The 26,409-nt window shown below is 64.9% G+C and carries 27 protein-coding genes and 2 tRNA genes; 18 read left to right on the forward strand and 11 right to left on the reverse strand.

Features of this window, described 5'->3' with window-relative positions; genetic code table 11:
- Positions 1–29: 29 nt before the first annotated feature.
- The 5 genes from Y958_RS04570 to Y958_RS04590 all read right to left on the reverse strand — a co-directional run bounded on the left by Y958_RS04570 (position 30) and on the right by Y958_RS04590 (position 2,994).
- Positions 30–1,763 carry an ankyrin repeat domain-containing protein gene (locus Y958_RS04570; RefSeq protein WP_088871071.1) on the reverse strand — a complete coding sequence of 578 codons (1,734 nt, stop codon included), beginning with the start codon at positions 1,761–1,763 and terminating at the stop codon, positions 30–32.
- 177 nt (positions 1,764–1,940) lie between these two features.
- Positions 1,941–2,354: a type II toxin-antitoxin system VapC family toxin gene (locus tag Y958_RS04575; RefSeq protein ID WP_088871072.1), complete on the reverse strand. Its 414-nt coding sequence runs from the start codon at positions 2,352–2,354 to the stop codon at positions 1,941–1,943.
- Positions 2,351–2,617, reverse strand: a complete 267-nt coding sequence (locus Y958_RS04580; protein ID WP_088871073.1) for an AbrB/MazE/SpoVT family DNA-binding domain-containing protein — start codon at positions 2,615–2,617, stop codon at positions 2,351–2,353. The genes Y958_RS04575 and Y958_RS04580 overlap by 4 nt, the downstream gene beginning before the upstream one ends.
- 159 nt (positions 2,618–2,776) lie before the next feature.
- Positions 2,777–2,850: transfer RNA gene (locus Y958_RS04585), tRNA-Gln, on the reverse strand.
- Positions 2,851–2,920: 70 nt separating this feature from the next.
- Positions 2,921–2,994, reverse strand: a tRNA-Gln gene (locus Y958_RS04590).
- 441 nt (positions 2,995–3,435) lie between these two features.
- Here Y958_RS04590 and Y958_RS04595 point away from each other — a divergent pair.
- The 5 genes from Y958_RS04595 (at position 3,436) to Y958_RS04615 (ending at position 9,351) form a co-directional block, all read left to right on the forward strand.
- Positions 3,436–4,470, forward strand: coding sequence for a Ppx/GppA phosphatase family protein (locus Y958_RS04595; RefSeq protein WP_081486709.1), 1,035 nt, complete (start codon positions 3,436–3,438; stop codon positions 4,468–4,470).
- A gap of 105 nt (positions 4,471–4,575) precedes the next feature.
- On the forward strand, positions 4,576–5,304 hold the full coding sequence (locus Y958_RS04600) for an RlmE family RNA methyltransferase (protein ID WP_088872474.1): 729 nt from the start codon (positions 4,576–4,578) through the stop codon (positions 5,302–5,304).
- 286 nt (positions 5,305–5,590) lie between these two features.
- Positions 5,591–7,066, forward strand: a complete 1,476-nt coding sequence (guaB, locus tag Y958_RS04605; RefSeq protein WP_088871074.1) for an IMP dehydrogenase — start codon at positions 5,591–5,593, stop codon at positions 7,064–7,066.
- Positions 7,067–7,227: 161 nt separating this feature from the next.
- Entirely contained in the window at positions 7,228–8,634 is a 1,407-nt protein-coding gene (locus tag Y958_RS04610) for an RsmB/NOP family class I SAM-dependent RNA methyltransferase (RefSeq protein ID WP_088871075.1), read from the forward strand.
- A gap of 132 nt (positions 8,635–8,766) precedes the next feature.
- Complete coding sequence (locus Y958_RS04615; protein ID WP_088871076.1) at positions 8,767–9,351, forward strand: GNAT family N-acetyltransferase; 585 nt, start codon at positions 8,767–8,769, stop codon at positions 9,349–9,351.
- 10 nt (positions 9,352–9,361) lie between these two features.
- Here the strand turns inward: Y958_RS04615 and Y958_RS04620 are convergent, their stop codons facing one another.
- Positions 9,362–10,048: a GNAT family N-acetyltransferase gene (locus Y958_RS04620; RefSeq protein WP_211098529.1), complete on the reverse strand. Its 687-nt coding sequence runs from the start codon at positions 10,046–10,048 to the stop codon at positions 9,362–9,364.
- Between the two features lie 65 nt (positions 10,049–10,113).
- Positions 10,114–11,112, reverse strand: coding sequence for an alpha/beta hydrolase (locus tag Y958_RS04625; RefSeq protein ID WP_088871078.1), 999 nt, complete (start codon positions 11,110–11,112; stop codon positions 10,114–10,116).
- A 195-nt stretch (positions 11,113–11,307) separates the two neighbouring features.
- Between Y958_RS04625 and guaA the strand changes: the two genes are divergently transcribed.
- The 5 genes from guaA (at position 11,308) to Y958_RS04650 (ending at position 16,641) form a co-directional block, all read left to right on the forward strand.
- Entirely contained in the window at positions 11,308–12,870 is a 1,563-nt protein-coding gene (gene guaA, locus Y958_RS04630; RefSeq protein WP_088871079.1) for a glutamine-hydrolyzing GMP synthase, read from the forward strand.
- 271 nt (positions 12,871–13,141) lie between these two features.
- A complete protein-coding gene (locus Y958_RS04635; protein WP_425600666.1) occupies positions 13,142–14,440 on the forward strand; it encodes a tyrosine-type recombinase/integrase in 1,299 nt (432 codons plus the stop codon).
- A gap of 19 nt (positions 14,441–14,459) precedes the next feature.
- The gene (locus tag Y958_RS04640) at positions 14,460–15,101 is read left to right on the forward strand and encodes a GNAT family N-acetyltransferase (protein WP_088871080.1); all 642 of its coding nucleotides are present in this window, start codon (positions 14,460–14,462) and stop codon (positions 15,099–15,101) included.
- Positions 15,102–15,169: 68 nt separating this feature from the next.
- Positions 15,170–15,559 (forward strand): GNAT family N-acetyltransferase, encoded by a 390-nt coding sequence (locus tag Y958_RS04645; protein ID WP_088872476.1) that lies wholly within the window; start codon positions 15,170–15,172, stop codon positions 15,557–15,559.
- 647 nt (positions 15,560–16,206) lie between these two features.
- Entirely contained in the window at positions 16,207–16,641 is a 435-nt protein-coding gene (locus Y958_RS04650) for a SecDF P1 head subdomain-containing protein (RefSeq protein WP_088871081.1), read from the forward strand.
- A 73-nt stretch (positions 16,642–16,714) separates the two neighbouring features.
- Here Y958_RS04650 and Y958_RS04655 read toward each other — a convergent pair whose 3' ends face one another.
- Entirely contained in the window at positions 16,715–17,098 is a 384-nt protein-coding gene (locus Y958_RS04655) for a helix-turn-helix transcriptional regulator (protein ID WP_088872477.1), read from the reverse strand.
- Positions 17,099–17,123: 25 nt separating this feature from the next.
- Between Y958_RS04655 and Y958_RS31205 the strand changes: the two genes are divergently transcribed.
- The 6 genes from Y958_RS31205 to Y958_RS04680 all read left to right on the forward strand — a co-directional run bounded on the left by Y958_RS31205 (position 17,124) and on the right by Y958_RS04680 (position 22,691).
- Positions 17,124–17,378: a hypothetical protein gene (locus Y958_RS31205; protein ID WP_145727941.1), complete on the forward strand. Its 255-nt coding sequence runs from the start codon at positions 17,124–17,126 to the stop codon at positions 17,376–17,378.
- Positions 17,379–17,458: 80 nt separating this feature from the next.
- Positions 17,459–17,812, forward strand: a complete 354-nt coding sequence (locus Y958_RS04660; RefSeq protein WP_088872478.1) for a DUF2958 domain-containing protein — start codon at positions 17,459–17,461, stop codon at positions 17,810–17,812.
- Between the two features lie 301 nt (positions 17,813–18,113).
- Positions 18,114–18,806 (forward strand): alpha/beta fold hydrolase, encoded by a 693-nt coding sequence (locus tag Y958_RS04665; RefSeq protein WP_088871082.1) that lies wholly within the window; start codon positions 18,114–18,116, stop codon positions 18,804–18,806.
- A gap of 304 nt (positions 18,807–19,110) precedes the next feature.
- Positions 19,111–21,126, forward strand: coding sequence for a ParB/RepB/Spo0J family partition protein (locus Y958_RS04670; protein WP_088871083.1), 2,016 nt, complete (start codon positions 19,111–19,113; stop codon positions 21,124–21,126).
- A gap of 256 nt (positions 21,127–21,382) precedes the next feature.
- Entirely contained in the window at positions 21,383–22,012 is a 630-nt protein-coding gene (locus Y958_RS04675; RefSeq protein ID WP_088871084.1) for a CatA-like O-acetyltransferase, read from the forward strand.
- Entirely contained in the window at positions 22,005–22,691 is a 687-nt protein-coding gene (locus Y958_RS04680) for a class I SAM-dependent methyltransferase (protein ID WP_088871085.1), read from the forward strand. The genes Y958_RS04675 and Y958_RS04680 overlap by 8 nt, the downstream gene beginning before the upstream one ends.
- Positions 22,692–22,755: 64 nt before the next feature.
- Here Y958_RS04680 and Y958_RS04685 read toward each other — a convergent pair whose 3' ends face one another.
- Together Y958_RS04685 and Y958_RS04690 are read right to left on the reverse strand one after the other, a co-directional pair.
- Positions 22,756–23,304, reverse strand: a complete 549-nt coding sequence (locus tag Y958_RS04685) for an AAA family ATPase (protein WP_186291261.1) — start codon at positions 23,302–23,304, stop codon at positions 22,756–22,758.
- A 69-nt stretch (positions 23,305–23,373) separates the two neighbouring features.
- Positions 23,374–23,925 carry a DUF2867 domain-containing protein gene (locus Y958_RS04690; protein WP_088871086.1) on the reverse strand — a complete coding sequence of 184 codons (552 nt, stop codon included), beginning with the start codon at positions 23,923–23,925 and terminating at the stop codon, positions 23,374–23,376.
- 571 nt (positions 23,926–24,496) lie between these two features.
- On the opposite strand from Y958_RS04690, the gene Y958_RS04700 reads away from it, so the two are divergent.
- Positions 24,497–24,811: a DUF736 domain-containing protein gene (locus Y958_RS04700; protein WP_088871088.1), complete on the forward strand. Its 315-nt coding sequence runs from the start codon at positions 24,497–24,499 to the stop codon at positions 24,809–24,811.
- A gap of 26 nt (positions 24,812–24,837) precedes the next feature.
- On the opposite strand, the gene Y958_RS04705 is transcribed toward Y958_RS04700, so the two are convergent.
- Positions 24,838–25,488 (reverse strand): NAD(P)H-dependent oxidoreductase, encoded by a 651-nt coding sequence (locus Y958_RS04705; RefSeq protein WP_088871089.1) that lies wholly within the window; start codon positions 25,486–25,488, stop codon positions 24,838–24,840.
- Positions 25,489–25,633: 145 nt separating this feature from the next.
- On the opposite strand from Y958_RS04705, the gene Y958_RS04710 reads away from it, so the two are divergent.
- Complete coding sequence (locus Y958_RS04710) at positions 25,634–26,191, forward strand: TetR/AcrR family transcriptional regulator (RefSeq protein WP_244909372.1); 558 nt, start codon at positions 25,634–25,636, stop codon at positions 26,189–26,191.
- Positions 26,192–26,409: the final 218 nt, after the last annotated feature.

A 26,409-nucleotide genomic window follows, 5' to 3' on the forward strand; every position in this document is an offset into this window, starting at 1 on the left:
GCCACCACCAGCGGGAAGAGAGCACCATTCTAGCGAGCGGTCCATTCTTCCGCCGCCATCTCGATCACATCGGCGGCGTCATCCAGGCCCTGGCGGCGGGCGGCCTCGGCCGGCGTCTGGCCCAGGGGATTACGGAAGGTGGGGTCGGCGCCGAAGGACAGCAGCAATTCCGCCAGCTCCACCGCCGTCTCCTGGTTATCCGGTAGGCAGAACAGGGCGGGCTCGCCTGGCCGGTCCTGCCGGTTGGCGCGGTCGGGCTCCTCGGTCAGCAGCGTCCGCAGCCGATCGACCTTGCCGGCGAAGCATAGCCCCCGGAAATTACGGCTGTGCCCGGCCAGGAAATCCACCATCTCCCATTGCTCGTGATAGACGGCGTGGGTGAGGGGGCTGCCGCCATAGCGCCCGTCGAAGGGATCGACCTCCGCGCCCCGGGCGACCAGTAGCCGCGCCACCGCCACCGCACCGGCATGGGCGGCGAAATGCAGGGCGCGGCAATTGTGGTCGTCGGCCACGTCGGGCGACAGGCCCAGGTCCAGCAGGACCTCCACCATGTCGGTGCGGCCGGTATCGAGGGCGACCTTCACCGGGGCGATGGCCCGCAGGAACTCCGGATGCGCCGTGGCTAGCCGGCGCAGGGTGGCGGTATCGCCGGTGGCGACGGCGGCCACGAACACCTCGTCCTCGGTCAAATCAGGACGCGGCGCGCCGTACCGCACCAGCAGGTCCACCATGGCGCCATGGCCACCCATGACGGCATGCTTCATGACCGGCTGGCGGGAGTAGAAGTTGATATCGTCTGCCCTGGCGCCATGCTCCAGCAGCCATTCCGCGCGGCGCAGGTGGTTGCTGGCCACCGCGTTGCCCAGCAGATAGGCGACGGCGCTGCGGGATTTTTCCCCGCCCAGGGCTTGGGGCGCGGGGCCAGTCCATTTGGCCGTCTCCCCCCGCTTGGCCGATTGCGCCCACAGGAACTCCAGCCAGGCCGTGGAATCCTCCCGCAGCGAAGTGTTGTACAGCGCCTGCGCGGCCAGCGGGTCGGCGCCGCGATCGATCAGCAGGCGGGCGAACGCCTCGGCCTGTGGATGCGGCGCCTGCCCACCCTCACCGTCGCCGATGACCCCGACCAGGGGCGTGAACTCGGGGCTGTCCGACCAGCCGGCGTCCGGATCGGCGCCGACGTCCAGCAGCAGGGTGGCCATGGCCAGCGCGTCGGCCTCCCCGATGGCGTTCCCCTGGGGTAGGCGCGCATAGGCCAAATGGGCCAGCGGTGTCCAGCCGTCGAAGTCGCTGCGGTCATGGACCAGGCCCGGATCCTTGGCGAGAAACCCGCGCACCGCGTCCAGGTCATGCGCCACCACGGCGGTATGGATGTTGGCGCGCGCGATCTCGGGATGCCGCGCCAGCAGGCGGGCGGCGACAGCCCCCCGGTTGCCGCCGTCGCGCTCATAATCGCCCCACTTCCGCGTGGCGGGGTCGGTGCCGTAGCGGTTGACCGCCTTCTCCAGGAACAGGTGCACGCGCTGTTCCATGGTGCGGGTGCGGTCCGCCAGTTCCTGCGTCAGGGCGGCCCAGGTGGGGAAGCCATGCTCCCGCGCCAGCGCGTGCTGCACCTCGCGCAGCTTGGGCGCCGTGGCATGCCCGGGGAACACGATGAGGAAGCGGGCGATGGCATCGGCCTCGCCGGCGCCCATGGCCTTCAGCCAGCGCTTGGCCTCGCGGCGCAGGCCGTCGACGGTGGTGCGGGTGGAAAGAGTGCGGGACATGAACCTTCCTTCCGAAAGACGCCCGATGTCCGCTGCAAAGGGCCGGAAGAAGGGATATGGGGGGTACGGACGAAGCCGAATGGGTGGAGGCCAGGCCCCCTTGCCGCGGACAGGTGGCGCCCCAATGCGCACTGGGGTTGAGGAAACGACGAACGGCCGGGCGCTGTCAACGGTGCGTTAGGCCGAGAGGACCTCAAGGCCGCGGCGCTTCGCGGCGACGATCAAGGCGGCATCACACGACGCCAATGGAATACCCCGCCGCAGGGCCAGTTCTAGATAAGCCGCGTCATACAGCGTCAAATCCTCTTCCCGCGCCAGCCGCCGCGTCGCGATCCATGCCTGGCTGTCCGTTTCTTCATCGCTCTGAATGGCCATGCGGCCCAGCCGGGTGAGCGACCGGTCGACATACGCCTCATCACACCGGCCCCGCCTTACGGCGTTCCGCAGAACATTGGCGACCTCAAGCCGCCAAAGGGTGGGAACAAAGGCGCCTTCGGCCACCACGCGCAGCATGACCGTATGTGCCGATGCCGTCCGTTCGTCGTCAAAGAGCCAGGCGACGGCCATGGAGGCATCCAGGACGATGCTCATCCCCTTCTGCCTTCTTCAAGCAGTTCCCGTATCGATGCGATCCCCAAGGAATGGTGGCGGCTTTCAGCCATGATTTCGGCGGCGGCGGCGGCGGCATCGTCCCGGGCGCGGATGTGGGCAGCTTGGCGGCGGATGATCAGGTCACCGTCTTGAACCTCGACGTCCACTTTCTCGCCATCGATCAGACCGGTGGCGCGCGCCACGTCCATGGGCACGCGGATGGCGAGGTTTTTCCCCCATTTGCCGACGACGCTGTGTGACATGGCGTGGCTCTTTCCAGAATGGCTTGGCGGGGATAGCCTGGCATATCCCCCGCAGGGCCGCAATCAGGAGGGCCGCAATGTGGGTTGGGCATCCGCACGCCGTCGCGCGACGCCGGACGGCGCCGTGGATTTGTTGAAAGTACCGGATTAAAGGCCGTTTGGCTGGGGGACTTGGATTCGAACCAAGGTTGACGGAGTCAGAGTCCGTAGTCCTACCGCTAGACGATCCCCCAGCAGGACGGGCCGCGATGGCGCCTGGATCGGCGCCGGTGCTCAGGCAAGCGGAGCTGTCGCGGAAGAAATTGGCTGGGGGACTTGGATTCGAACCAAGGTTGACGGAGTCAGAGTCCGTAGTCCTACCGCTAGACGATCCCCCAGCAGAACGAACGCGGCGGCGCTGGCCACCATGTCCGTCGGACGGCGCGGCTTATAACACCCCTCTTTGGGGATGGGTAGCCCTTTCTTGGAAATTTTTTGACGGTCCGGACAAGGGGCGGGGCAGGGAGGCAAGGGGCGTGGCGTGCGGCAACCGGGAGCAGGCGACCGGGAACGGTGAGGCGGCGGGGGGATGCAAGGCCCATCCATGGTCGAATTGCGGGGCGCAGACGCGTGCGCGAGGGTGGTGGTGCGGCGACGCTCTCATAGTCTAGAGTAATACCCGTGTGCCGCAGCGGCGCCGGGGCGCCCCCGAAGACCATCCGGTCCAGGGCGGCTGACCGGGTACCGGCCTGGCGGCGGTGATGCCCCCGAGGGGCGTACCCAATGGCCGTGCCTGATGGGCATGTCCGTTGGGTGTGAAGGAAAAGGCTGGTTCGGCGATGAGTGAGACGGGCGTTCAGCCCCTACCGGAAACCCGCCCCCCCCGGGGTGCTGGCCCGGGTGAGCCTGTGCGGCGGCCGGTTCTGGCCGCGTTGGACCTGGGCACCAACAACTGCCGCCTGTTGATCGCCCGCCCGGGGCGCGAGGGCTTTCGCATCATCGACGCCTTCTCCCGCATCGTGCGGCTGGGAGAGGGGCTCAGCCGCACCAACGCCCTGTCGGACGAGGCCATGGCCCGCACCGTGGCGGCGCTGAAGATCTGCGGCAACAAGATGCGCCGGCGCGGCGTCACCGACGTGCGTGCCGTGGCGACGGAGGCCTGCCGCCGCGCCGCCAACTGCGGCACCTTCATCGACCGCGTGGCGGAAGAGACCGGCATCCGCATCGAGATCATCTCGGCGGAGGAGGAGGCGCGGCTGGCGCTGGCTGGCTGCGCCGCGCTGCTGAACCGCCGCATCCCCCGCGCCCTGGTGTTCGACATCGGCGGCGGCTCCACCGAAATCATGTGGCTGTCCTTCAACCGGGGCCGCCCCACCCTGATCGATCAAGTCTCCGTGCCCCAGGGCGTCGTCAGCCTGACGGAGACCTTCGGCGGCGATCGCGTGCTGCCGGAGGCCTATCGCGGCATGGTGGACACGGTGGGCGCCGCGCTGGCCGATTTCGACGCCCGCAACGACATCCGGCGCGAGGTGGCGGCCGGCCGAGTGCAGATGCTGGGCACGTCCGGCACCGTCACCACCCTGGCCGGCATCCGCCTGGGCCTGACCCGCTATGACCGGTCGCAGGTGGACGGTTCCTGGCTGGGGCTGGACGAGGCGCGGGCCATCAGCAAGTCGCTGCTGTGCCTGGATTATGCCGGCCGCTCCGCCCATCCCTGCATCGGCCACGACCGCGCCGACCTGGTCATCGCCGGCTGCGCCGTGCTGGAAGCCATCTGGGAGCGCTGGCCGGTGGAGAATTTGCGCATCGCCGACCGGGGCGTGCGCGAGGGGATCCTGACGGAGTTGATGGCAGCCACGCGCGGAAGGGGCTGAGGTTTCACTTGCCTTTGGCGGCGCCGGCACCAATATGCGCCGCTTCGAATCGATGTCGAGAGATGACGGGGCCGTGGGCCCGGTCCGCCAAACCGGGTGTTCACCATGACCAAGTCCAAAGGCACGGGTAGCCAACTCAGCGGTCGCGGCCTGACCGTGCGCGTGAAGACGGCGGCCAAGCGCTCCGTCTCCTCCGCCCGCTGGCTGGAGCGCCAGCTGAACGATCCCTATGTGGCGGAGGCCAAGAAGCGCGGCTATCGCTCGCGCGCGGCCTTCAAGCTGCTGCAACTGGATGAGAAGTATCATCTGCTGAAGCCCGGCACCCGCGTGGTGGATCTGGGCGCCGCGCCCGGCGGCTGGACCCAGGTGGCGGTGGAGAAGGTGCGCGGCGCCAAGGTCGTGGGCCTGGACATCCTGGGCATGGAGGACGTGCCCGGCGCCATCACCATGCAGATGGACTTCCTGCTGCCCGAAGCGCCGGACCAGCTGAAGGCGGCCCTGGGCGGCCCCGCCGACGTGGTGCTGTCCGACATGGCGGCGCCCACCACCGGCCATCCCAAAACCGACCACCTGCGCATCATGGCCCTGGCCGACGCCGCCTATGCCTTCGCGGCCGAGGTGCTGGCCCCCGGCGGCGCCTTTGTGGCCAAGCTGTTCCAGGGCGGGGCGGAGCGCAGCCTGCTGGACCTGCTGAAGCGCGACTTCGCCGTGGTGCGCCACGCCAAGCCGCCGGCCAGCCGGGCCGACAGCTCGGAAACCTATGTCGTCGCCACCGGCTTCCGGGGCAGCACCGCCCGGCGCGACGATGACGTCGGCGAGGGTGAAGAAGACTAAGCCCAGCGGCACACCTTCTGCCAGTGTCGGCTGCGACTGGTACCGCTCGGCGTTTGAGGGCAGTTTCCACCCCGCGAGGGGTGAGGCCCGCGCAAGTCTGCCATGGCGGATTTGACCCATATGTGGTGGGTTCACAAGCGGGCAAGCGCGTGTATAGTGCATCGAACCTTAAGCCCTGGATGACGCGGCCGGCCCCATGTGTGGGGGCGGACGGGTCGTCCCATACCCGTATCTGACGCCCGGGCCCGCCTAAGTCCCATGGCCGGCCCGCCTAGGGAGATGGTTCATGACCCGTGCGCTCCAAATCCGCGAAGCCCTGACCTTCGACGACGTCCTGCTGGAGCCCGCGGCGTCCAGTGTGATGCCGGCCGAGGTGGACACCCGCACGCGGCTGACCAAGACCATCGAGTTGGGCATTCCCTTGCTGTCCTCCGCCATGGACACGGTGACCGAGGCGGCGCTGGCCATCGCCATGGCCCAGGCCGGCGGCATGGGCGTCATCCATCGCAACATGGACATCGAGCGCCAGGCCGAGGAAGTGCGCAAGGTGAAGCGTTTCGAGTCCGGCATGGTGGTCAACCCCATCACCATCGCGGCCGACGCCACCCTGGCCGACGCCCTGGGCCTGATGGCCCGCTACCGCATCTCCGGCATTCCGGTGGTGGAGAACGGTGGTGCGGGCAAGCTGGTCGGCATCCTCACCAACCGCGACGTGCGCTTTGCCACCAACCCGCACCAGCCGGTGTCGGAGCTGATGACGCACCAGAACCTGATCACGGTGCGCGAGGGGGTGGGCAAGGACGAGGCCAAGCGCCTGCTGCACACCAACCGCATCGAAAAGCTGCTGGTGGTGGACGACAGCTACCGCTGCATCGGCCTGATCACGGTGAAGGATATCGAGAAGGCGCAGTCGCATCCCAACGCCTGCAAGGATGAAAAGGGCCGCCTGCGCGTGGCCGCCGCCACCGGCACCGGCCCGGACGGCCTGGCCCGCGCCGAGGCCCTGTTCGACGCCGGCGTGGACGTGCTGGTGGTCGACACCGCGCATGGCCATTCCGCCAAGGTGCTGGACCAGGTGACGGCCGCCCGCAAGCTCAGCAACTACACCCAGGTCATCGCCGGCAACGTCGCCACCGGTGATGCCGCCCGCGCCCTGATCGACGCCGGCGCCGATGCCGTCAAGGTGGGCATCGGCCCGGGGTCCATCTGCACCACCCGCATCGTGGCTGGCGTGGGCGTGCCTCAGCTGACCGCCGTGATGGACGTGGTGGACGCCTGCCGTGAGCGCGGCATCCCCGTCATCGCCGACGGCGGCATCAAGTATTCCGGCGATCTGGCCAAGGCCATCGCCGCCGGCGCCGATGTCGCCATGCTGGGCAGCATGTTCGCCGGCACAGACGAAAGCCCGGGCGAGGTCATCCTGTACCAGGGCCGCAGCTACAAGAGCTATCGCGGCATGGGTTCGGTGGGCGCCATGGCCCGCGGCTCCGCTGACCGCTACTTCCAGGCCGAGGTCACCAACACCCTGAAGCTGGTGCCCGAGGGCGTGGAAGGCCGCGTTCCGTACAAGGGGCCCGTGGGCAGCGTCATTCACCAGCTGGTGGGCGGCCTGCGCGCGGCCATGGGCTACACCGGCAATGCCACCTTGCCGGAGATGCAGCAGAACTGCCGCTTCGTGCGCATCACCAACGCGGGCCTGCGCGAAAGCCATGTCCACGACATCCAGATCACCAATGAGTCGCCGAACTACCGTCCGGGTTGATTTCGGCCGGCGTTCCCGCCCGCTGTGCAGCGGCATGAGAGACACATGCCGCTGTAGGCTGCGACCGCAGCCGCCGGAGGTTTCCGGGGAGCGAAGCGGACTGGGAACCGAGGATAAGCCAAGGGCCGGATGGCCCGCCGGCGTTTGAGGAAAACGTACTTATGACCCCGACTGCTCGCCTGCAGGCGGCCATCGACCTTCTGACGGAAGTTCTGGCCACGCCGCGCCCCGCCGATGCCGTGGCCAGTGCCTTCTTTCGCGCCCGCCGCTATATCGGCGCCAAGGACCGTACCGACGTGGCGGAAAAGGTCTACGGCATCCTGCGGCGCTGGGCGCGCCTGCACTGGTGGCTGAACCGCGCGGGGTATGGCGGTGCCAATGCGGATGGAACGCCCCAGCCGGCGGTGGACGCGCGCGCTCTGCTGATCGCCGACGAGCTGCTGACCCGGGGCCGCAGCGCCTCTTCCGTGGCGGAGCATTTCAACGGCGGCAAGTTCGCGCCGGCACCGCTGGAGGCGCATGAGCGCGCCCTGATCCAGGCGCTGGAGACCCACACGCTGGCTCATCCGCAGCAGCCCGACGCCGTGGTGGCGGAGGTGCCGGACTGGGCGGCGGATACCCTGCGCAACGCCCTGGGCGAGCGTTTCGTGCCGGAGATGCAGGCCATGCTGGGGGCGGCCCCCATGGATCTGCGGGTCAACCCGGTAAAGGGCACGCGGGAGCAGGCGCTGGCGGCCTTGGCCAAGGCCGGCGTGCAGGCGGAGCCGACCAAGATCTCCGCCCTGGGCATCCGGGTACGCAACCGCTTCCCTATCGCCACGCTGAAGGCCTTCCAGGACGGCCTGCTGGAAATCCAGGACGAGGGCTCGCAGCTGGTGGCCTTCGCCGCCAACCCGCAGCCGGGCCAACAGGTGGTGGACTTCTGCGCCGGCGCCGGCGGCAAGACGCTGGCCATCGCCGCCATGATGAACAACAAGGGCCGTGTCGTCGCCTGCGACGTGCTGGACGGCCGGCTGAAGCGGGCGCAGGAGCGGTTCCGCCGGGCCGGCCTGCACAACATCGAGACGCGGCCCATCAAGTCCGCCCGCGATCCCTGGGTGAAGCGGCACAAGGGCCGCTTCGACCGCGTGGTGGTGGACGCGCCGTGCAGCGGCACCGGCACCTGGCGCCGCAACCCCGACGCCCGCTGGCGCCAGCTGGGCCCTGGCCTGTCGGAACTGCTGCCCCTGCAGGCGGAAATCCTGGACAGCGCCGCCCGCCTGGTGCGCCCCGGCGGCCGCCTGGTCTACGCCACCTGCTCCCTGCTGCCGGAGGAGAACCAGGACCAGGTGACCGGCTTCCTGGCCAGCCATCCGGACTTCACCCTGCTGCCCATCACCGAGGCTTGGCCCGAGGGCATGGGCACCCCGCCCAGCACCAACGGCATGCTGTCGCTGTCCCCGGCCCGCCATGACACCGACGGCTTCTTCGCCGCCGTCATGGTGCGCAAGGAGGCCGCCGCCGGGACCGCCACCGCCGACGAGCCGGAAGGGGTGGAAGAGGCGGGCGAGGACGCCGCCGAGGCCTGACCAGCCGCCCGGTACCGTCCTCCCGCCACCATCCTTGTTCCATTTGGGTTCCGTTTGGCGCGTCCCCCTCTGGCGGGGCGCGCGCTTCTGCGGCAGGATGGTGGGGACGGTAACGGGAACGAGGGGCGGCGCATGGCTCACGGTCCGGCGGAAATCGGTTTGGTGCGGCCTGCCACGGTGGCGGACGCCGCGGCCATCGCCCGCGTCCATGTCGCCAGCTGGCGCACGACCTATCCGGGGCAATTGCCTGACGATTACCTGGTGGGCTTGTCGCCCGAGGCGCATGCCCAGCGCTGGCGGGGCTTGCTGGCCGGGCGCCAGCGTCGCACCTTCGTCGCCATGGGGGAGAACATCGCCGCCGACGGCCTGCCGGCCACGGGCGTGGTGGGCTTCGCCACCTGCGGCCCCCAGCGTACCGACATGCGGGGGTATGAGGGTGAATTCTACGCCATCTACCTTTACGACCACGCCCAGAACCAGGGCCACGGCCGCCGCCTGATGGCCGCCATGGCGACCGAACTGATGAGTTCCGGTATGCGCTCCGCCTGCGTCTGGGTGCTGCGCGACAACCCCGCCCGCTGGTTCTATGAGCGCTTAGGGGGAAGTCGTTTGGCGGAACAGCCCATCACATTCGCCGGCGCCCGCCTGACCGAGGTCGCCTACGGCTGGCTGGACCTGGCGCCCCTGGCCCGGCTGTCGTCGTACAGCGAAGGGTGAGCGGGTAGGATCAGAGTCGCCGCAATACGATGAAGTGCACAGCCCGCCGCACCCGGAAGCCCAGCTTTTCATAGACGCGCTTGGCGCCCTCGTTCTCGGTCTTGACGTGCAGGAAGGGTGTCTCGCCCTCCGCGACGATACCGGCGGCCACGGCGCTGACCAGGGCCAAGGCCAGGCCCCGGCCCCGGAAATCCGGATCGGTGCAGACGGCGCTGACCTCGCGCAAGCCGGGCAGGCGCATGCGCTGGCCGGTCATGGCCATCAGCCGCCCGTCCGGGCTGCGCAGGCCGTAGTAGGCGCCCATGCGGATGGTGCCGTCCAGGAAGGGCCCGGGCTCCGTCCGCTTGGCCAAATCCACCATGTCGGGCACGTCGTCGGTGGTCAGGCGGATCAGAGGTATCGCGGGCTGCGGTGTCAGGGTCTCGCACACCATCTGGTCCACCTCCCGCGCGCGCAGCACCTGCCAGTCGCCGGGCGGGATGTCGAGGGCCGCCGGGCTGACCAGGCCAATGCCCCGGCCCGCCGGCACCAGGGCCGCCAGGTCGGCCAGCGCCGCCGGGGAGGGCTCGCCCAGGCCGGCGAGGGGGGAGATGTCATCCTGATAGCGCGCGGCCAGGCCATGGACCTGCCCCAGGGACCGGTGGGCGGTGGTCAGCGCGTTCCAGACGGGATTGTCGAGCAGGCTCAGGTCGGCCAAGGCGTATCCCCCAATCGGTTTCGCTATGGATGGGGATAGGCCCGCCTGGGTGCAAGGGGCGGTTGCTAATTCCCCGGTGCCGCCTTGTGGATGAAGCCGGTGATGGCGTCCATGACGCCGGGCGCCAGGGGGAGCGTAGGGTCGGCGTAGGTGGCGATGTTGGCCTTGGGCTCGGCCGGTGCTGCCTTCAGCATGTGGTTGGCGCCGGGGATGAGGGCCAGGGTGGCGGCCGGCTGCGCCTGCGCCAGCAGGCGGGCGTCCTCGACCGTCACCTGCAGGTCGGTGTCGCCCTGCAGCACCAACAGGGGTACCGTCAGGGCGGCGGCGGCTTGCGTCGGGCTGACGGCCCCCTGCGAGATGACATAAGGCTGTATGGCGGGGCGGTAGAGCACCTGCAGGGCCGGCGGCACGTCATCCACCGTGTGGCCTTCCTTCAGCGCCGCCTCGATCGCCGCCACCTTGTCCAGGACGGCCGGCGGGGCGCCCCGGTCGCGGATCTGCTGCAGGCGGATGTCGCCGAAGGGCCGGCCGGCGCCGGACAGCGACAGCACGCCGCAAACCGGTACCTTCTCCTTGGCCAGCTGGGCGGCGGCCAGGGTGGCGATGGTCGCCCCCTCCGAATGGCCGAGCAGCATGACGCAGCGCACCTGGGGTTGGCGCGCGAGATAGCGGGCCCAGGCCGCCATGTCATTGACGTAGGTCGAGAAACGCAGCTTGTCCTCGCCGGGGCAGGCGGCGGCACTCTTGGCGATGCAGCGCTTGTCCATCCGCAGGCTGGCGACACCGCCGGCGGCCAGCCCTTGGGCAATCAGCTTCAGCACATTGCCGCGCACCGTCAGCAGGGTGGAATTGCCGTCGCGGTCCGAGGGGCCGGACCCCGCGTGCATCAGCACCGCCACCCCGCCTTTCCAGTCCGCTGGCCGCATCAGGGAGCCATATAGGAATGAACCGCCGCCACCCACCAGGCTGACCTCGGTATCGGACGTGTCGGGGGCTTGGGCCAATGCTGTCGGCGCCGTGAGGATCAGGGCGGCGGCCAGCAAACGGCGGAGGAGGGGACGCATGGATGCTCCACGGGAAAGGCTGTAATTCGTTATTTAGCAAAATAACAAAGCAGAGTCCAGCCGATCCAAAATCCGGCCGGTCCGTTCTCCCGCGTTCGGCGCGGGGGCCCCTTGCCTGTCCAACGCTTGCCGTGCCGGGGTGCCTTGGACTAGCGTGCGGCCACCCTCGCAACCCCCAATGATAGGGATAAGCCCATGGCCACAGAGACGACGTCCGATCGGGTCCTCATTCTCGATTTCGGGTCGCAGGTGACCCAGCTCATCGCCCGGCGGGTGCGCGAGGCGGGGGTGTACTGCGAGATCCACCCCTATTCCATGAGCGAGGCGGCCATCCAGGCCTATGGGCCCAAGGCCATCATCCTGTCGGGCAGCCCGGCCTCGGTGACGGAAGAGGCCAGCCCGCGCGCGCCCGGCATCGTCTTCACCGCTGGCGTGCCCGTGCTGGGCATCTGCTATGGCCAGCAGACGATGTGCGAGCAGCTGGGCGGCAAGGTCGAGCCGGGTGAGACCCGTGAGTTCGGCCGCGCCTTCGTCGATGTGAAGGAGCCTTGCGCCCTGTTCGAGGGCGTGTGGCAGGTGGGCGCCCGTGAGCAGGTGTGGATGAGCCATGGCGACCGCGTCGCCAAGCTGCCGGAAGGCTTCCGCATCGTGGCGACCAGCGAGGGCGCGCCCTATGCCATCATCGCCGACGACAGCCGCCGCTTCTATGCCGTGCAGTTCCATCCGGAGGTGGTGCATACCCCGCACGGCGACGCGCTGATCCGCAATTTCCTGTTCTCCGTCTCCAGCCTGTCGGGCAGCTGGACCATGGCCGCCTTCAAGGCTCAGGCCATCGAGAAGATCCGCGCCCAGGTCGGCACCGGCAAGGTCATCTGCGGCCTGTCCGGCGGCGTCGACAGCTCCGTCGCCGCCGTGCTGATCCATGAGGCCATCGGCGACCAGCTGACCTGCATCTTCGTCGACACCGGCCTGATGCGCGCCGGCGAGGCGGATGAGGTGGTGACGCTGTTCCGCGACCACTACAACATCCCGCTGGTGCATGTGGACGCGGCCGACCTGTTCCTGGGCAAGCTGGCCGGCGTCAGCGACCCGGAGGTGAAGCGCAAGACCATCGGCGCCACCTTCATCGAGATCTTCGATGCCGAGGCCAAGAAGATCGGCGGCGCCGGCTTCCTGGCCCAGGGCACGCTGTACCCCGACGTGATCGAAAGCGTCAGCTTCACCGGCGGCCCCAGCGTCACCATCAAGTCGCACCACAATGTGGGCGGCCTGCCGGAGCGCATGAACCTGAAGCTGGTGGAACCGCTGCGCGAGCTGTTCAAGGATGAGGTGCGCCGCCTGGGCGTGGAACTGGGCCTGCCCCCGGCCTTCATCGGCCGCCATCCCTTCCCGGGCCCCGGCCTGGCCATCCGCATCCCCGGCGAGATCACGCCGGAGAAGCTGGATATCCTGCGCAAGGCCGACACGGTCTACCTGGAGGAAATCCGCAACGCCGGCCTCTACGACGCCATCTGGCAGGCCTTCGCCGTGCTGCTGCCGGTGCGCACCGTCGGCGTGATGGGCGACGGCCGCTCCTACGACTACGCCTGCGCGCTGCGCGCCGTGACCTCGGTCGACGGCATGACCGCCGACTACTACCCCTTCAGCCACGAGTTCCTGGGCCGCGTCGCCACCCGCATCATCAACGAGGTGCGCGGCATCAACCGCGTGACCTACGACATCACCAGCAAGCCGCCCGGCACGATCGAGTGGGAATGAAATGATGTGGTTCGCGGCGTTTCGCGAACTATCGTCACATCCTCATAACTAGCGGAAATTAAACAAAAAGTCAATCACTCGCTATCGGAGCCTATCGCCTTCAAGCGATAGGCTCTGACGGTGTGCGCGACGGTATGCGTTTTTCGCCGTCCGCCGGATTTTTGCCATACCGTCAGGTCGAAAACGCAAGTGGCCCATGGAAAACCAAGTTAGTACACTGTTCTATAACGGTTATTCGTGTTGATTGACGGTATCGGATTTGACGGTAAAATTGGGGGTCGAAAAGGCGTTTCCGATCGTCAACGAGGCCGTCTCCATGCTCACCGACATGGCCATTAAGAGGCTGAAACCAAAAGAAAAATTATACAAGGTGGCCGACCGTGACGGTATGTACGTTTCCGTCGCCACGACAGGCCAAATCACCTTCCGATACGACTACCGTCTGAACGGTCGCCGGGAGACGCTGACGATCGGCCGCTATGGCGCCGACGGCCTCACGCTCGCCGAGGCTCGGGAGCGCTGCATCGCGGCCCGCAAGCTGGTGGCGGAGGGGCTATCCCCTGCCCACGAGAAAAAGCGCGACAAGCGGCGCAAGGCCATGGAGCGCAGCTTCGGTGCGGTGAGCGCCTTATGGATCAAGGAGGCGCGCATGGCGGAAAGCACCCGCTCGATGCGCAAGGCCATCCTCGATCGCGACATTCTCCCAGCCTGGAAGAACCGCCTTCTGACCGAGGTGACGCCGGACGATCTGCGGCAGCTCTGCGCCAAGGTGAAGGAGCGCGGCGCTCCGGCGACGGCCATCCACGCCCGCGACATCGTCAAACAGATCTTCGCCTTCGCCATCCTGCATGGGGAGAAGGTGCCGAACCCGGCAGACGAGGTCGGGCCGGCCTCGATCGCGACCTTCCAGCCGAAGGACCGGGCGCTGTCGCCGGCCGAGATCAAGATCATGCTGCAGCAGATCGAGCATGTGCCGACCCTGCCGACCATCCGTCTCGGCCTGCGCCTGATCTTGCTCACCATGGTGCGCAAGAGCGAGCTGCAGGACGCAGTCTGGGACGAGGTGGATTTCGAGAGCGCCGTCTGGACCATTCCGAAGGAGCGCATGAAGCGGTCCAAGGCGCACAACGTCTACCTGTCGCAACAGTCGCTCGACATCCTGATTGCGCTCAAGACCTGCGCCGGCAATTCGCGGTACCTGCTGCCGTCCCGTTATGACGCCGATGCGCCCATGTCGCGCGCCACCTTCAATCGCGTGACCACGGCCGTCGTTGTGCGGGCGAAGAAGGAAGGGCTGCCGCTGGAGCCCTTCACGGTCCACGACCTGCGCCGGACCGGCTCGACGCTCCTGAACGAAATGGGCTTCAACAGCGACTGGATCGAGAAATGCCTCGCTCACGAGGACGGGCGCTCGTCGCGCGGCGTCTATAACAAGGCAGAGTACGAACCGCAGCGCCGCCACATGCTCCAGGAATGGGCCGATATGATCGATGCCTGGGTCAACGGCCAGAAGCGCATGCCGACGCTGTTGCCGCCGGCGATGGCATTCATGGGCGAGAAGAACGGATAAAACCTGAGAGGAAGTTCAAGTGAACGTCGTCGAAACGGACCGGCTGATTCTCCGAAATTTCCGGCAGGGTGACGCTGCTGATCTGTTTGCATATTTGCACCAACCCAGGTCGAGTTGCTTTGCTTCTCTCAAGCTCGCCGATCTCAGTGCCGCTCAAGCCGAAGTGGAGACACGCAGCGGCAGCGATGAGCATGTCGCCGTATGCCTGCGCGGCTCCGATAGACTGATCGGCGACCTGTTTTGTGTCCACGAGCCTCCCGATACATACTCGGTCGGTTGGAATTTCAACGCGAATTTCGGCGGGGTCGGATACGCCTCCGAGGCGGCGCGGGCGCTGTTCGACCACTTGTTCAGGGTGAAAGAGGCCCGGCGGCTTTATGCCTATGTCGAGGATGACAACCTCGCGTCACAGCGCCTGTGCGAGAGGCTGGGGATGCGCAGGGAAGGCGTGTTCATCGAGTTCGTGTCGTTCACCAATGACGATGCGGGCAATCCGATCTACGAAAACACCATGCAATACGCCATCCTGCGCCGCGAGTGGATGTCTGGCGCTATATTGATTGGCGATGCTACTGCCTTCGCGGCAGTCGGCGGCTCTGTCGCACCAAAGAGCGAAATCGACGGTATTTGGCGGGCCGAAGACGATGAAACGGAAAACTAAGTCTACGCCACAACCCTACAAAATTGAGTTACGGGCGAATGGCTCCAGACTCTAGACCTTCCGAGTACATGACCGAGTGGCGTGGAGCGTTCGAGAACGCTGAGGTCAATGCACTTCATGCCCAGTGTTTTGGGCATCGAGTCTTTGTTGATGATTGGTGGTCACGAGTCAACCACTTCAGCCTCGGCTGGGTGTGCACCCGTCGTTCGGGAAAGCTGGTTGGGTTCGTTAACGTCGCGTGGGACGGCGGGGTTCACGCATTTGTTCTGGATACGATGGTGCCGCCTGCTTTCCAACGCCAGGGCATTGCAAAGGCCCTGATAGTGGAGGCGGTTGACCGTGCGAAACAAACCGGTTGCGAGTGGCTCCATGTGGATTTTGAACCGCAGCTCCGGCGGTTTTATTTCGACGCTTGCGGCTTCAGCCCTACCGACGCCGGACTCATCGCCTTGAAATAGCAACTTTGTTCGCCGTCCGCTTTCGAGATCGCCCAGGTAGTCAGCGGAAAAGTTGTGACGGGATCGCTTGCTGACGTTGCTAATTGCCAAAGTGTAGCTAGCAGTAGCGGAAAATCGGCAAATCGGCGGTTTTCCGCACCGTTTAGAGCGCGGATCAAAACCAGCCGACAGGAAGCAAAATCAATGGCTTCCGCTCGCGGATCATAGGTCTTAATACAATCTCTTGATGGGCGTACGGTAGTCGGCGGCTATATCGCGCCATAGAGGGCAATCGGTGGCTAATGGCGGGCCAGTCAGCAGGGACAAAAGTGCGCTCTCCGACCTTTCCAGCGTGCATCATCATCTCACCGATACGCGCGAAATCACGCACCGACATGCGTGCGCCAGACGCCGCGAAGGGTTCGCCATCACGGCCGGTCGCCCATTCGGTCGATCCCATGCCGAGGGGGCGAACGGGCTTTCGCGCGCAAACTCATGCAACGTCCAGCCGGGGCCCTTTGCGATTAGGCGCGCCAGCGGAGTAGAGGCGGCCGGGATAACCCATTGCAGAACGAAACTTGTAAGACGGGGCCGCAGAACCTATTTCGCCTACGAACAACATAAAGGGCAGGCGCGTGCGACTAACTAGAGCTTTTGGCATTATTCTCATGCTGGTTGCGTTTCTCGCGGGACCCGCGATTTCGCAGGCAGCTTCGGGGTTTGATCCTATCGAAGTCAGGCTTGTCGCACAGGAGCCTAGAGGCGGCCCCACAGCCGTTGTCGCGGGAGACGATCGAAAGCTTGAAGTCGAACCAGAGACGCTACTAGGGCCTTCTGACTTCGTGAGCGTGAGCCAAGTCGAATGGGTCGAAGGGAAGCCAGGTTTCAATGTCGTGCTCACGCCGGCCGGCGCGGAGAAGTATGAGCGGATTTCTACCGAAAACGTAGGGAGAACGCTGGCGATCATCGTAGACGGTAAGATACTCATGACCCCGAAAATACTCGATCCGGTGCGGGCACAGGGGTTCCTTTTGACCCTGAACACCGAACCAGAGGCCCAGGCGCTTGCTGCAAAAGTCAGGCAAGTTGTTGCCCCGAACTAGGGCGACAGCGCGAGGCTAGGCAGCGTTCAAGCAGTGCAGCCGACATGACCGAAGGCTTCCGCGCTGGCGCCTTTCAATGCCCCTGTAGCAATATCCTGACCGGCCGTGCGCGCCGTCGACGAACATCCGGCGCCGGTGCCCTGCGCACGACATCTGCATCCGATGCGCGACGCCGTTCGTCGAGCCAGGTCTCAACCTCGGTCAAATCCCACACCACGCAGCGCGGCGTCAGGAAGAAGCGCTTCGGGAACTCGCCGCGCTGTTCCATCTCGTAGATCGTCGTGTCAGCGAGTGGCACGATCTTGCGAAGCTCGGGGCGACGGATCACGCGCTTGAATATGGCTGCGGGCGGCTGAAACCGCTTGGAGCCGCTCTCGGCAGGCTCGCTGGCGGGTGGCTGCACGATGTCTGAGGCCAAGGCCGGATCTTCTTGAGAAATCGTCTGTTCGCGTTTCATCTCGATCGCCTTCGATCGCAGTGGAATGACTGCGACCAAGGTGATGCATGTCGCTCGTTCATTGAAGGCATCGAGCGTCGACGTGCGGGAAACGGCGGCCATCGCGCGGGAATCGGAAGGCAATCGCGAGCGACACTTCACCCCGCATTCCCCAAAGCTCGGCGCGTCCTTTCCTGAGCGCAATGTGCCTGTGGCCTTCGATCTTCCCCTCTCAACGAGCTCCGGTAACGCTGGCCGCCGCCGCGGCGCGCTCAAGCCCGGCCCGCACCAGACCGTGTAGGGCCTGACCACGCCGCTCGATTGCGCCGGCCGAACGCCTCCTCGCCCTCGATCGGAGGGTGACATCGAATGGAGGCCAACATGGCCGCAGCGCTCATCACCGACGAACTCTACGCCCGGCTTCTCGCCAATGGTGCTCGCAGCGCCGCCGGCGAGGACATCGATCCACGTCCCGTCGTCAAGCTTTTCACACCGGATGCCGGCGCCACCTGGCTTCTCACCGAAGCCGATCCCGAAGATCCTGACCGCCTGTTCGGTCTTTGCGATCTCGGCCTTGGCGAACCCGAACTCGGTTATGTCAGCCTTGCCGAAATACGCTCTGTGCGCGGACGGCTCCGGCTTCCGGTCGAACGCGACCTCCACTTCAAGGCCGAGCATCCGCTGAGCTGGTATGCCGGACGCGCCCGCCAATCCGGCAGGATCGTTATCGATTGACGATCGCGATTGTGTCCCGTCTTCCGGCGGGGCACATGGCTACAGCCGTACGCACCGGAAATGCGTGGCCGTTCCAAGCGCAAAACCGCCGGAAGCAACGGCTCGATCACAGCCAGCGCCCCGTCTGTCATGTCGCTTGAATACCCCAGCCCTTTACGCCGATACTGTTCTCAGGTGATTTCAGCGCATATCATCTGGCTTCGCAGCCAAGCGCCAGTCACAACGGACTGAAACCACTCAACCCTTTTCGGGCCAAGCGTCTAGGACCTGACATCTGCGCCAAGGCAAGGGAGCCTTCGGAATGACGACTTTCGTGCTGGTCCACGGCGCATGGCATGGTGGATGGTGCTGGCAGCGCGTTGTGCCTTTGCTCGAAGGTGCAGGACATGCAGCTTCGTCGCCGACGCTGACCGGGCTCGCCGAGCGGGCGCCGCAGCTCTCGCGCGACATCACGCTCGAAACGCATGTCGCCGATATCGTGGATCATGTGCAGCGCCTCGCACGCCCCAACATCACTCTCGTTGGGCACTCTTACGGCGGCTTTCCTGCAACAGTCGCCGCAGACCGCCTCGGCGATCTCGTGTCCCATCTTGTGCTGCTCGATGCCTTCCTGCCGGAAGACGGCGAAATCCTGCTCGACCATGCGTCGCACCTTACCGAGTCCTATCGCGCTTCCTCCGTGGCCGATCCTGACTGGCACATTCCGCCATTGCCGTCGGCTATTTTCGGGGTCGGAAAAGAAGACCAGCCGTGGGTCGATAGCCTTCTGACTCCGCAGCCTGTCGGCAGCTATTTTCAGCCCGCTGGCTTGCGCGGCACGCTTGCGGTGGCGCGCAAGACCTATATCCGCTGTTCGCAGGGCAACGGCGAGCTTCTCGGGAAGTCGGTAGCACGCGCGCGAGAAGGTCAAGGCTGGCGCTATATCGAGATTGACGCAGGCCACGACGCGATGATCACACATGCACGCTTGCTGGCTGACGCGCTGATGTCGTAACGGTCCCCGAGGAACAAACGAACGCCGCCTATACTGCCCGGATTGGCCCGTCCATAAGCAACACACACGCCAACCGGCGCTCAGAACAGCGACTTTGCTTGGGGGCGCTGCCCCCTGGCGCGGCGCAAGGGATCGCTGATGCTCAGCCGAGATGGTCTCCCCAGCCTTCCTCCATTTCATTTCGTGCAGGCCGGGTGATCCCCCTCCATCCCGGCCGCCCTTGCACCTTGCACCCCCCGGTCTCGGCGACGGCCAGGGTTGCAGCGCAGCGCTGCGCTCCAACCCAAGCCAAAGGATCAAGACCATGACCGACACCATCGAAACGAACGCCACGGCTTCCGAAGCCGCCGCCGAGAACGGGGCGGAGCTATTCGTGCCGTTGAACAAGTTGAAGAAGTCGCCCCGCAACGCCCGCAAGACCCCGCACAGCGAAGCCCATATCGAGGCGCTGGCGGCGAGCATCGCCGCCAAGGGAATGTTGCAAAATCTGGTGGTGGAGCCGGAGACGAACGCGGGCGGCGAACCGACCGGCTTCTATTTCGTCACCATCGGCGAAGGCCGCAGGCTGGCGCAGATGCTGCGGGTAAAGCGCAAGCAGATCAAGAAGACGGAAGCCATCCGCTGCGTTCTGGATATCGAGAACGATGCGACAGAGATCAGCCTCGACGAAAACGTCACCCGCGAGGCCATGCATCCCGCCGACCAGTTCGAACGCTTCCGCGAGCTGGCTGAAAATCGCGGGTGGGGTGCGGAGGAAATCGCCGCCCGGTTTGGCGTGACCGCCCATGTCGTCAGGCAGCGGCTTCGCCTTGGTGCCGTCAGCCCGAAGCTGATGCAGGCCTATCGGGACGGCGGCTTGTCGCTGGACCAGTTGATGGCCTTCGCCATCACCGAGGACCATGACCGGCAGGAGCAGGTCTACGAGAACCTGTCGTGGAACCGCGACCCATCCACCATCCGGCGCGACCTGACCAGAATGAATGTCGCGGCGACCGACCGGCGGGCGATCTTCGTCGGTGCGGACGCCTACGCCGAAGCGGGCGGCACCATCATCCGCGACCTCTTCACCGAGGACCGGGGCGGCTATTTCGAGGACGCCACGCTGCTAGATCGGCTCGTCATCGACAAGTTGGAAGGCCTCGCGGCGCGAGTACAGGCAGCCGAGGGATGGAAGTGGGCTTCCGTTCACATCGACTTCCCCCACGCGCACGGGATGCGCCGCAGCTATCCGCATCCGGTGGAGCTGTCGGAGGAAGACGCTGCAGCCTATGGCGCGGCGCAGCAGGACTACGACCGCCTGTCGTCGGAATACGAGGGTTACGAAGAACTGCCGGATGAGGCGGATCGGCGGTTCGGCGAGCTTGAAGCGGAGATCGAGCGGATCGACGCCAAGCGCCACGCCTATGACACCGACGACATCGCGCGCGGTGGTGTGTTCGTCATTCTGAACCACGACGGTACGGCCCGTATCGAACGCGGCTTCATTCGCGCCGAAGACGAGGCCCCGAAATCGGCGGACGTGGAGGGGGCGACCATCACGGAAGATGGCGAAATCGTCGGGGACGAGGGAAACGGCGAGGATGCCGAACCACAGCCGGACGACGAGGAGGCCGAGGATGCGGGGAAGCCGCTATCGGACCTTCTCATCCGCGACCTGACCGCCCATCGCACCCTGGGTCTGCGCCTCGCCCTTGGCGAGCAGCCGGATATGGCGCTTGTCGCCGTGGTTCATGCGCTGGCGTCACAGACCTTCTATCGCGGCGGGGAAGCCTCCTGCCTCGAAATCCGGTTGATCAGCGCCACGCTCGCCTCCCACGCGGACAGGATCGAAGACACGCCTGCGGCGAAGGCGCTGGCGGATCGTCATGCGGGATGGGCGTCGGACATGCCGCGCGATGTGGCGGACCTGTGGACCTTCGTCGCCGGTCTGGACCATGCAAGCGTCATGGCCTTGCTTGCCCATTGCGCCGCGCTGACCGTCAACGCGGTCAGGATACCGTGGGAGCAGAAGCCCAATACCCGCGCGACGATGGAGACGCTAGCGAGCGCGGTGGCGCTGGACATGGCGGCGCACTGGACCCCGACCGTGCGGAGCTATCTCGGGCGTGTCACCAAGGCGCACATACTCGCCGCCGTGCGGGAGGGTGTCGGTGATGAAGCCGCCGAGCGGATCGCGGGCTTGAAGAAGACGGAAATGGCGCAGGTAGCCGAACAGCTTCTCGCCGAAACCGGCTGGCTGCCGTCCGTGTTGCGCACCGCAAGGCCTCTGTCGCGAGACACGGAGTCGGAGGCGGAAGCCATCGCGCAAGCTGCCGAGTGAGGACAAGCCGGGATCGCGCGAGCGGTCCCGGTCTTCCTGCCTTTCGCCACCGAAAGTACGCGGTTGTGCGGGGGAGATCCCGTGTGACCGGCCTGTAGATCAGAGATCAGAAGCGGGAACGTCATGCCAACCGGTAAACCGATGCTTGACGCAATACCGGCTTGCTGACTAGATAACAGTCGCTCTGGCGGAGCTGAACGGTGCAAACCGGAAAACTACTTGCCCCGAAAGCGAGACGGGCTCTCGCGGGGGAAGTATGATGCTCAGCCGCCAATCCCACCTCGATTTCTTCGCCTCCTACGACTCTCCGATCGTGAACATAACGGCCGACTGCCGTTGCCATGATTTCGTGGCATCTGCCAAAACGCAGAGAGTGCCACCCTTCGCAGTACTCCTGCACGCCTTGGCCACCACGAGCATGCTGGTCGAACCCTTTCGGCGCCGGCTGATGGGGGGGCGCCTGACACGTGTCGAACACTTGAATGTGTCCTACACCGTGATCGGAGCGGACAACAACGTGAACTTCTCGACTTTCCAATTCCATGAACCATTTGCGCAATTTCTGGCGTGCTACCTCGCGGATCGCGAAGAGGCACGGCAAGCCACTTACCTGCGGCGTGCATCGATGGAGAATCGCGACTACCTGTTCGTAACATGCCTGCCGTGGCTCGCGTTCACGGCGATCCAGCATCCCATCGCGCGCTTCGGAGACTGCTCCATTCCCAATATCGCGGTGGGGCGATTCAAGCGCGAAGGAGAAGATGTATCGTTTCCAATCGCGATACAGGCCCATCATGGTCTCGTGGATGGCCTCCATATTTCAGAATTCATCACGACTTTGGCTGGCGTCCTCAATGTGGCGGCGGCGGAGATTTGCGATGCCTGAAACCACAGTCTTCTTGCCGCTCGTGGACGCCTATGATCGCTGGTCGGCATTCTATGACCGATACGACAACCCGATGGTGTTCGGCGCCCGGCAGATCGTACGAGGAATTGCCGAACGCGTCGCCGGACAAGCGGTAGTCGAGTTCGGTTGCGGGACGGGACGCAATCTCCAGCTTCTGAAGCAGTCGGGAGCCAGGAGCGTGGCCGGCTGCGACCTCTCGGCCGGAATGCTGGCGCGAGCGCGCGAGCACGACCCTGCGCTGGTGCTTTTCCATCAGGATATGGCGCAACCGTTGCCGCTTGCGGACGGGGCGGCCGATCTCGTGCTGTTCTCGCTGGCGCTCGAACACGTCGCGGTCCTGACGCCGCCGCTGCGCGAAGCGAAGCGGCTTTTGTCCAACGATGGCAAGATCGTGCTGATCGAAATTCATCCCTTCTTGACGCTGTCAAATGTCGCGGCGCATTTTCGTGATGAGGGAACGGTTGTCACGATGCCGACCTTTCCTCACGGTTTTTCCGATTATTTGAATGCCGCGGACGAAAGCGGGCTACACATTGCGGAGTGTAGGGAGTGGCGGCCGCGTGACTTCGATGGTCCAGTTCCCGAAAAAGTGTTTAAGCGTGGCCCCGACGTTCCCCTCATCGTCGAATTCGTGCTCCGGTCTCCGAGCCGTGCCTAGAAGGCAACTTCTCACACGTAGCAAATGGATCGGTCGAGTTTTCGATGCGGTGGTGATTCATACATCAGACCTGCGCTATATCTTCCCCGAGAGAGGTCAAGACGAAGTCCGCCCGCGCTAACGTCGAAATCTTCGGTAATGTGACTATTTCATATCCTAAGGCGGCAGACGCCGCCGTCAGGTGATGATATTCCGCCACCGCCGCGTCGAATCCGTGCTTGCGATCCGCGTCAGTCGCGTAGATTTCCGGCCATGGCGGCGCCAAGAACATCCGGGGATGATAGCGATGCGCTGTACAGACCCGGCGCAAGACAGGTTCTCCGGTCAAAACCTCCAGCGCGGACGCCGCATCGACAAGGCCGCGATCGAAAAACACCCAACCGTCATGTTCCGCGGCAGCCGCACGATCCGCCAGCGCCATCTCGATCGCGCGGTGTAGAAAGGCCGCAAGATCGACCCAAGGCAGAGCCAATCCGCCACGTGCGGTCTCTTCGGCTATGATGCGTCGGCCGGGCTCCTCAACAACCGCATGACCTCGCGCTTTCAGTTCGGCGAGTAGGGTAGATTTTCCACCGCCCGAACAGCCGGAAATCACGACAAGTCCATGCCTCAAAATGCTTTTCCCTTTCTTCAGTAAACAGTCGCCTGCTGTAATGGAGGTCGCTAGCGCTGAAGCTACCCCCTATGAATGCAATTCGCCTTGCTCGCTCGTTTTCCTGACCGAGGAGAGAATCCGACGACGCAAAAGGCCGCTGACAGGACGGATCAGAAGCCAGTAAGGCGTGAACTTCAGACGGGTCGCATGGTTCGGGCAATAGACACGTGTTTCTGTGACAAGCCGCGTTTGTCCCTCCCGGTCGCGATTGACCGTGAACGCGAGCACAAGCTTGGCAACATTGTCTACATCGATAGCCAGAAAGGCCGCGCCATCCGAGACCGAAACAAGCCCGTAGTTCGGCTTCCAGAATTGTCCAACCAGCCCATAGACGATCGAGGTTTCGTCCCGCCCCAGCAGCGTGAAATCGTCGATGCCGAATGGCGCCCGCCGATGGTCCGGCTTACCGAACAGCCGCATCGGCAGTTCACGAAGTCCAATCATGGCGCGGAAAAGCGGGTCGGTCTCCGGTCGATAGGCAGCGACCGCATCGAGTATGCGATCGGGAGGTGCGGTAATGGCGCAAGCATGCCGCTCGCTGAATTGGTGCCTTGGCAGGAAGTGTTCGATCAAGGTCAATTCTCGGTCCTTACTCTCGGCGTCGGCGTGAATTCGCCCATGTTGCTCCTGGCGACAGTCATTTTCCAGCCGCGCGCGAGACCTCGATCTACGCACCGCTGGGCTACATGGCGGTCCCGCTCGTTCCGGTTTTCCTCGGAACGACTCCGCAAACCGCCGGCTCGTTGTCCGCGAAGGGCGGCGCTTCAGTCGCTTTTCTCCAAGGGTCGATAGAGGCTGATCGTTTGGAAATGGGGTCAGCTATGCCAGTGGCCCTGTCTCTCGATCTCAAAGCTCAAAGGCGGCCGGACTGCATCCTCGCATCTCCATCGTTCTGTCGAACCGCACCCACGGCGTCCTCGAATGGATTGGGTCTGACCGAAGAGCGGCTTCGCCTCGATCATCTTCCTGCAACGTCCGTCGCCAGCTTTTTTCCGCTGCGCGTGACCGCGCTTTGCATCGCGAAGCAAAAAAGCCGTCTCCGGCCGCCTTCCACTGCGTTTCAGCCCTCCGGGTGCGGGCTGATCGTCCCCGGTCGCACGACCACCATCGAGGTCGCGATAGGCGCGGCCCGAGCAACGGAGACACGACAATGGCGACCATCGGCACCTTCACCAAGACCGCGAACGGCGACATCACCGGCACGGTCAAGACCCTGACCCTCAACGTCAAGGCCAAGTTCGTCCCCACCGAGGGCGACAGCGAGCGCGGCCCGGACTATCGAATCGTCGCCGGCACCACCGAGTTCGGCGCGGCGTGGAAGAAGACCGCCCGCGAGACCGGCCGCGACTATCTCTCGGTCAAGCTGGACGATCCGAGCTTCCCGGCTCCGATCTACGCCAGCCTGGTCGAGGATGAGGGCGGCGAAGCCCACAATCTCATCTGGTCCCGCCGCAGCGGCGACTGAAGCCGGCCACGTCGAGAATGCCCTGCTCACCCGAGCAGGGCATCTTTCTGTTTATGGTCGCCGCTTCTCAGAAAACGCGGTTCTCCGCCAGAAGCGAAGATCGAGTGCCCGATCGCTCGCGCTTTTTCGAGAAGGGAACCGGGAAAACCCGATTCCGACGGCAGCAGGAATTCCGATGTCTCGACGGGCGCGCCGCAATAACCGAAAATGCCGTGATCGATCTGCGTTCTCATGGCCTCGAAATAGCCATGCTTGGTATAGGTGCGCTGATCGGCTCCGCCGACGGCGATGAGATGAATAGGAAGCCGACCCAGCATTTTAACGATGTCAGGCCCCGACCGATCATCATAGGCCCAACCGTTGGTGAAGACCCGATCAAACCATCCTTTCAGGATGGCTGGCATCGACCACCAGTAAACGGGATAAATCACCACGAGCGCATCGGCACGCTCAAGCCTGGACTGCTCGGACAAGACATCCGCCGGTAGCGCGTGCCCGCCGCCAAAAGCGGCAAAGTCCTGTTCCGTGAAACGCGGGTCGAATCCCTCGGCGATAAGGTCGGCGATTTCGAAGGAGCGCGCCATATCAGATGCCGCAATTCCTTCCGACACCTTTTGCACAACAGCATGTGTGAGGGAAGCGCGGTCGGGATGCGCGACAACGATGAGCGCGTGCATACATGTCTCAGTGTTCGGGTTGCAGGCTCGCCTGCCTAGATATATACTTTTAGTAAGTTACTTTTCGTATATAGTGATGTCAATGGCCCAGCCTGGATCAGTTGCAGCGCCGCCGAAGCGCCTTCGTCTCAGCCGCACCGAGAGAATGAGGCAACTGCTGGACGTGTCCTGGCAGCTAATACGCAAGGAGGGTGCCGATGCGCTGACCTTGCCGCGACTTGCTCAAGACGCTGGCGTGGCAAAGCCCGTCGTTTACGACCACTTCGCCACCCGCGAGGGATTGCTGACAGCGCTCTATCGGGATTTCGACGCGCGGCAGACGGCCGTGATGGACGCCGCACTTGAACAAGGCACACCGACCTTGCAGAGCAGAGCTTCGATCATCGCATCATGCTATGTCGATTGTGTTCTGACCCAGGGCCGCGAGATACCCAGCGTGCTAGCCGCCCTAGCCGGGTCCCCAGAACTGGAGCGGGTCAAACGAGACTATCAACTCGTCTTTTTCGAGAAATGCCGGAGGGTTCTCGCCCCGTTTACAAGATCATCAGATGTTAAGATAGCCAGTTTCTGGGCGATGCTCGGAGCTGCAGATTCTTTATCCAATGCTGCGGCCCTCGGGGAAATCACGCCGGAAGAGGCAAAGGAAGAGCTTTTTGCGGCCATCATGGCGATGATCGCGAGGCATAACGCCCACTCTTCGTAGTCTTCTTTTAGAAAACACGGAAATCGAGATACGCGGTTTTCCGGTTCTAAGTTTTTACGTATCCCGGTCAGACCTTCTCCCAGGCTCCCGCTGGCGCTCACGCCAGGCGGGTTTCTTGGGGGCGCTGCCCCCGAGCGCGGCGCAAGGGGACGCTGGCGCTCGTCCGAGCCGGTGTCCCCGGTCTTCCTTCACTTCGTTCCGTGCAGGCCGGGCGATCC

This window comes from Nitrospirillum viridazoti CBAmc (assembly GCF_000730165.1).
Classification (GTDB): Bacteria; Pseudomonadota; Alphaproteobacteria; order Azospirillales; family Azospirillaceae; genus Nitrospirillum; species Nitrospirillum viridazoti.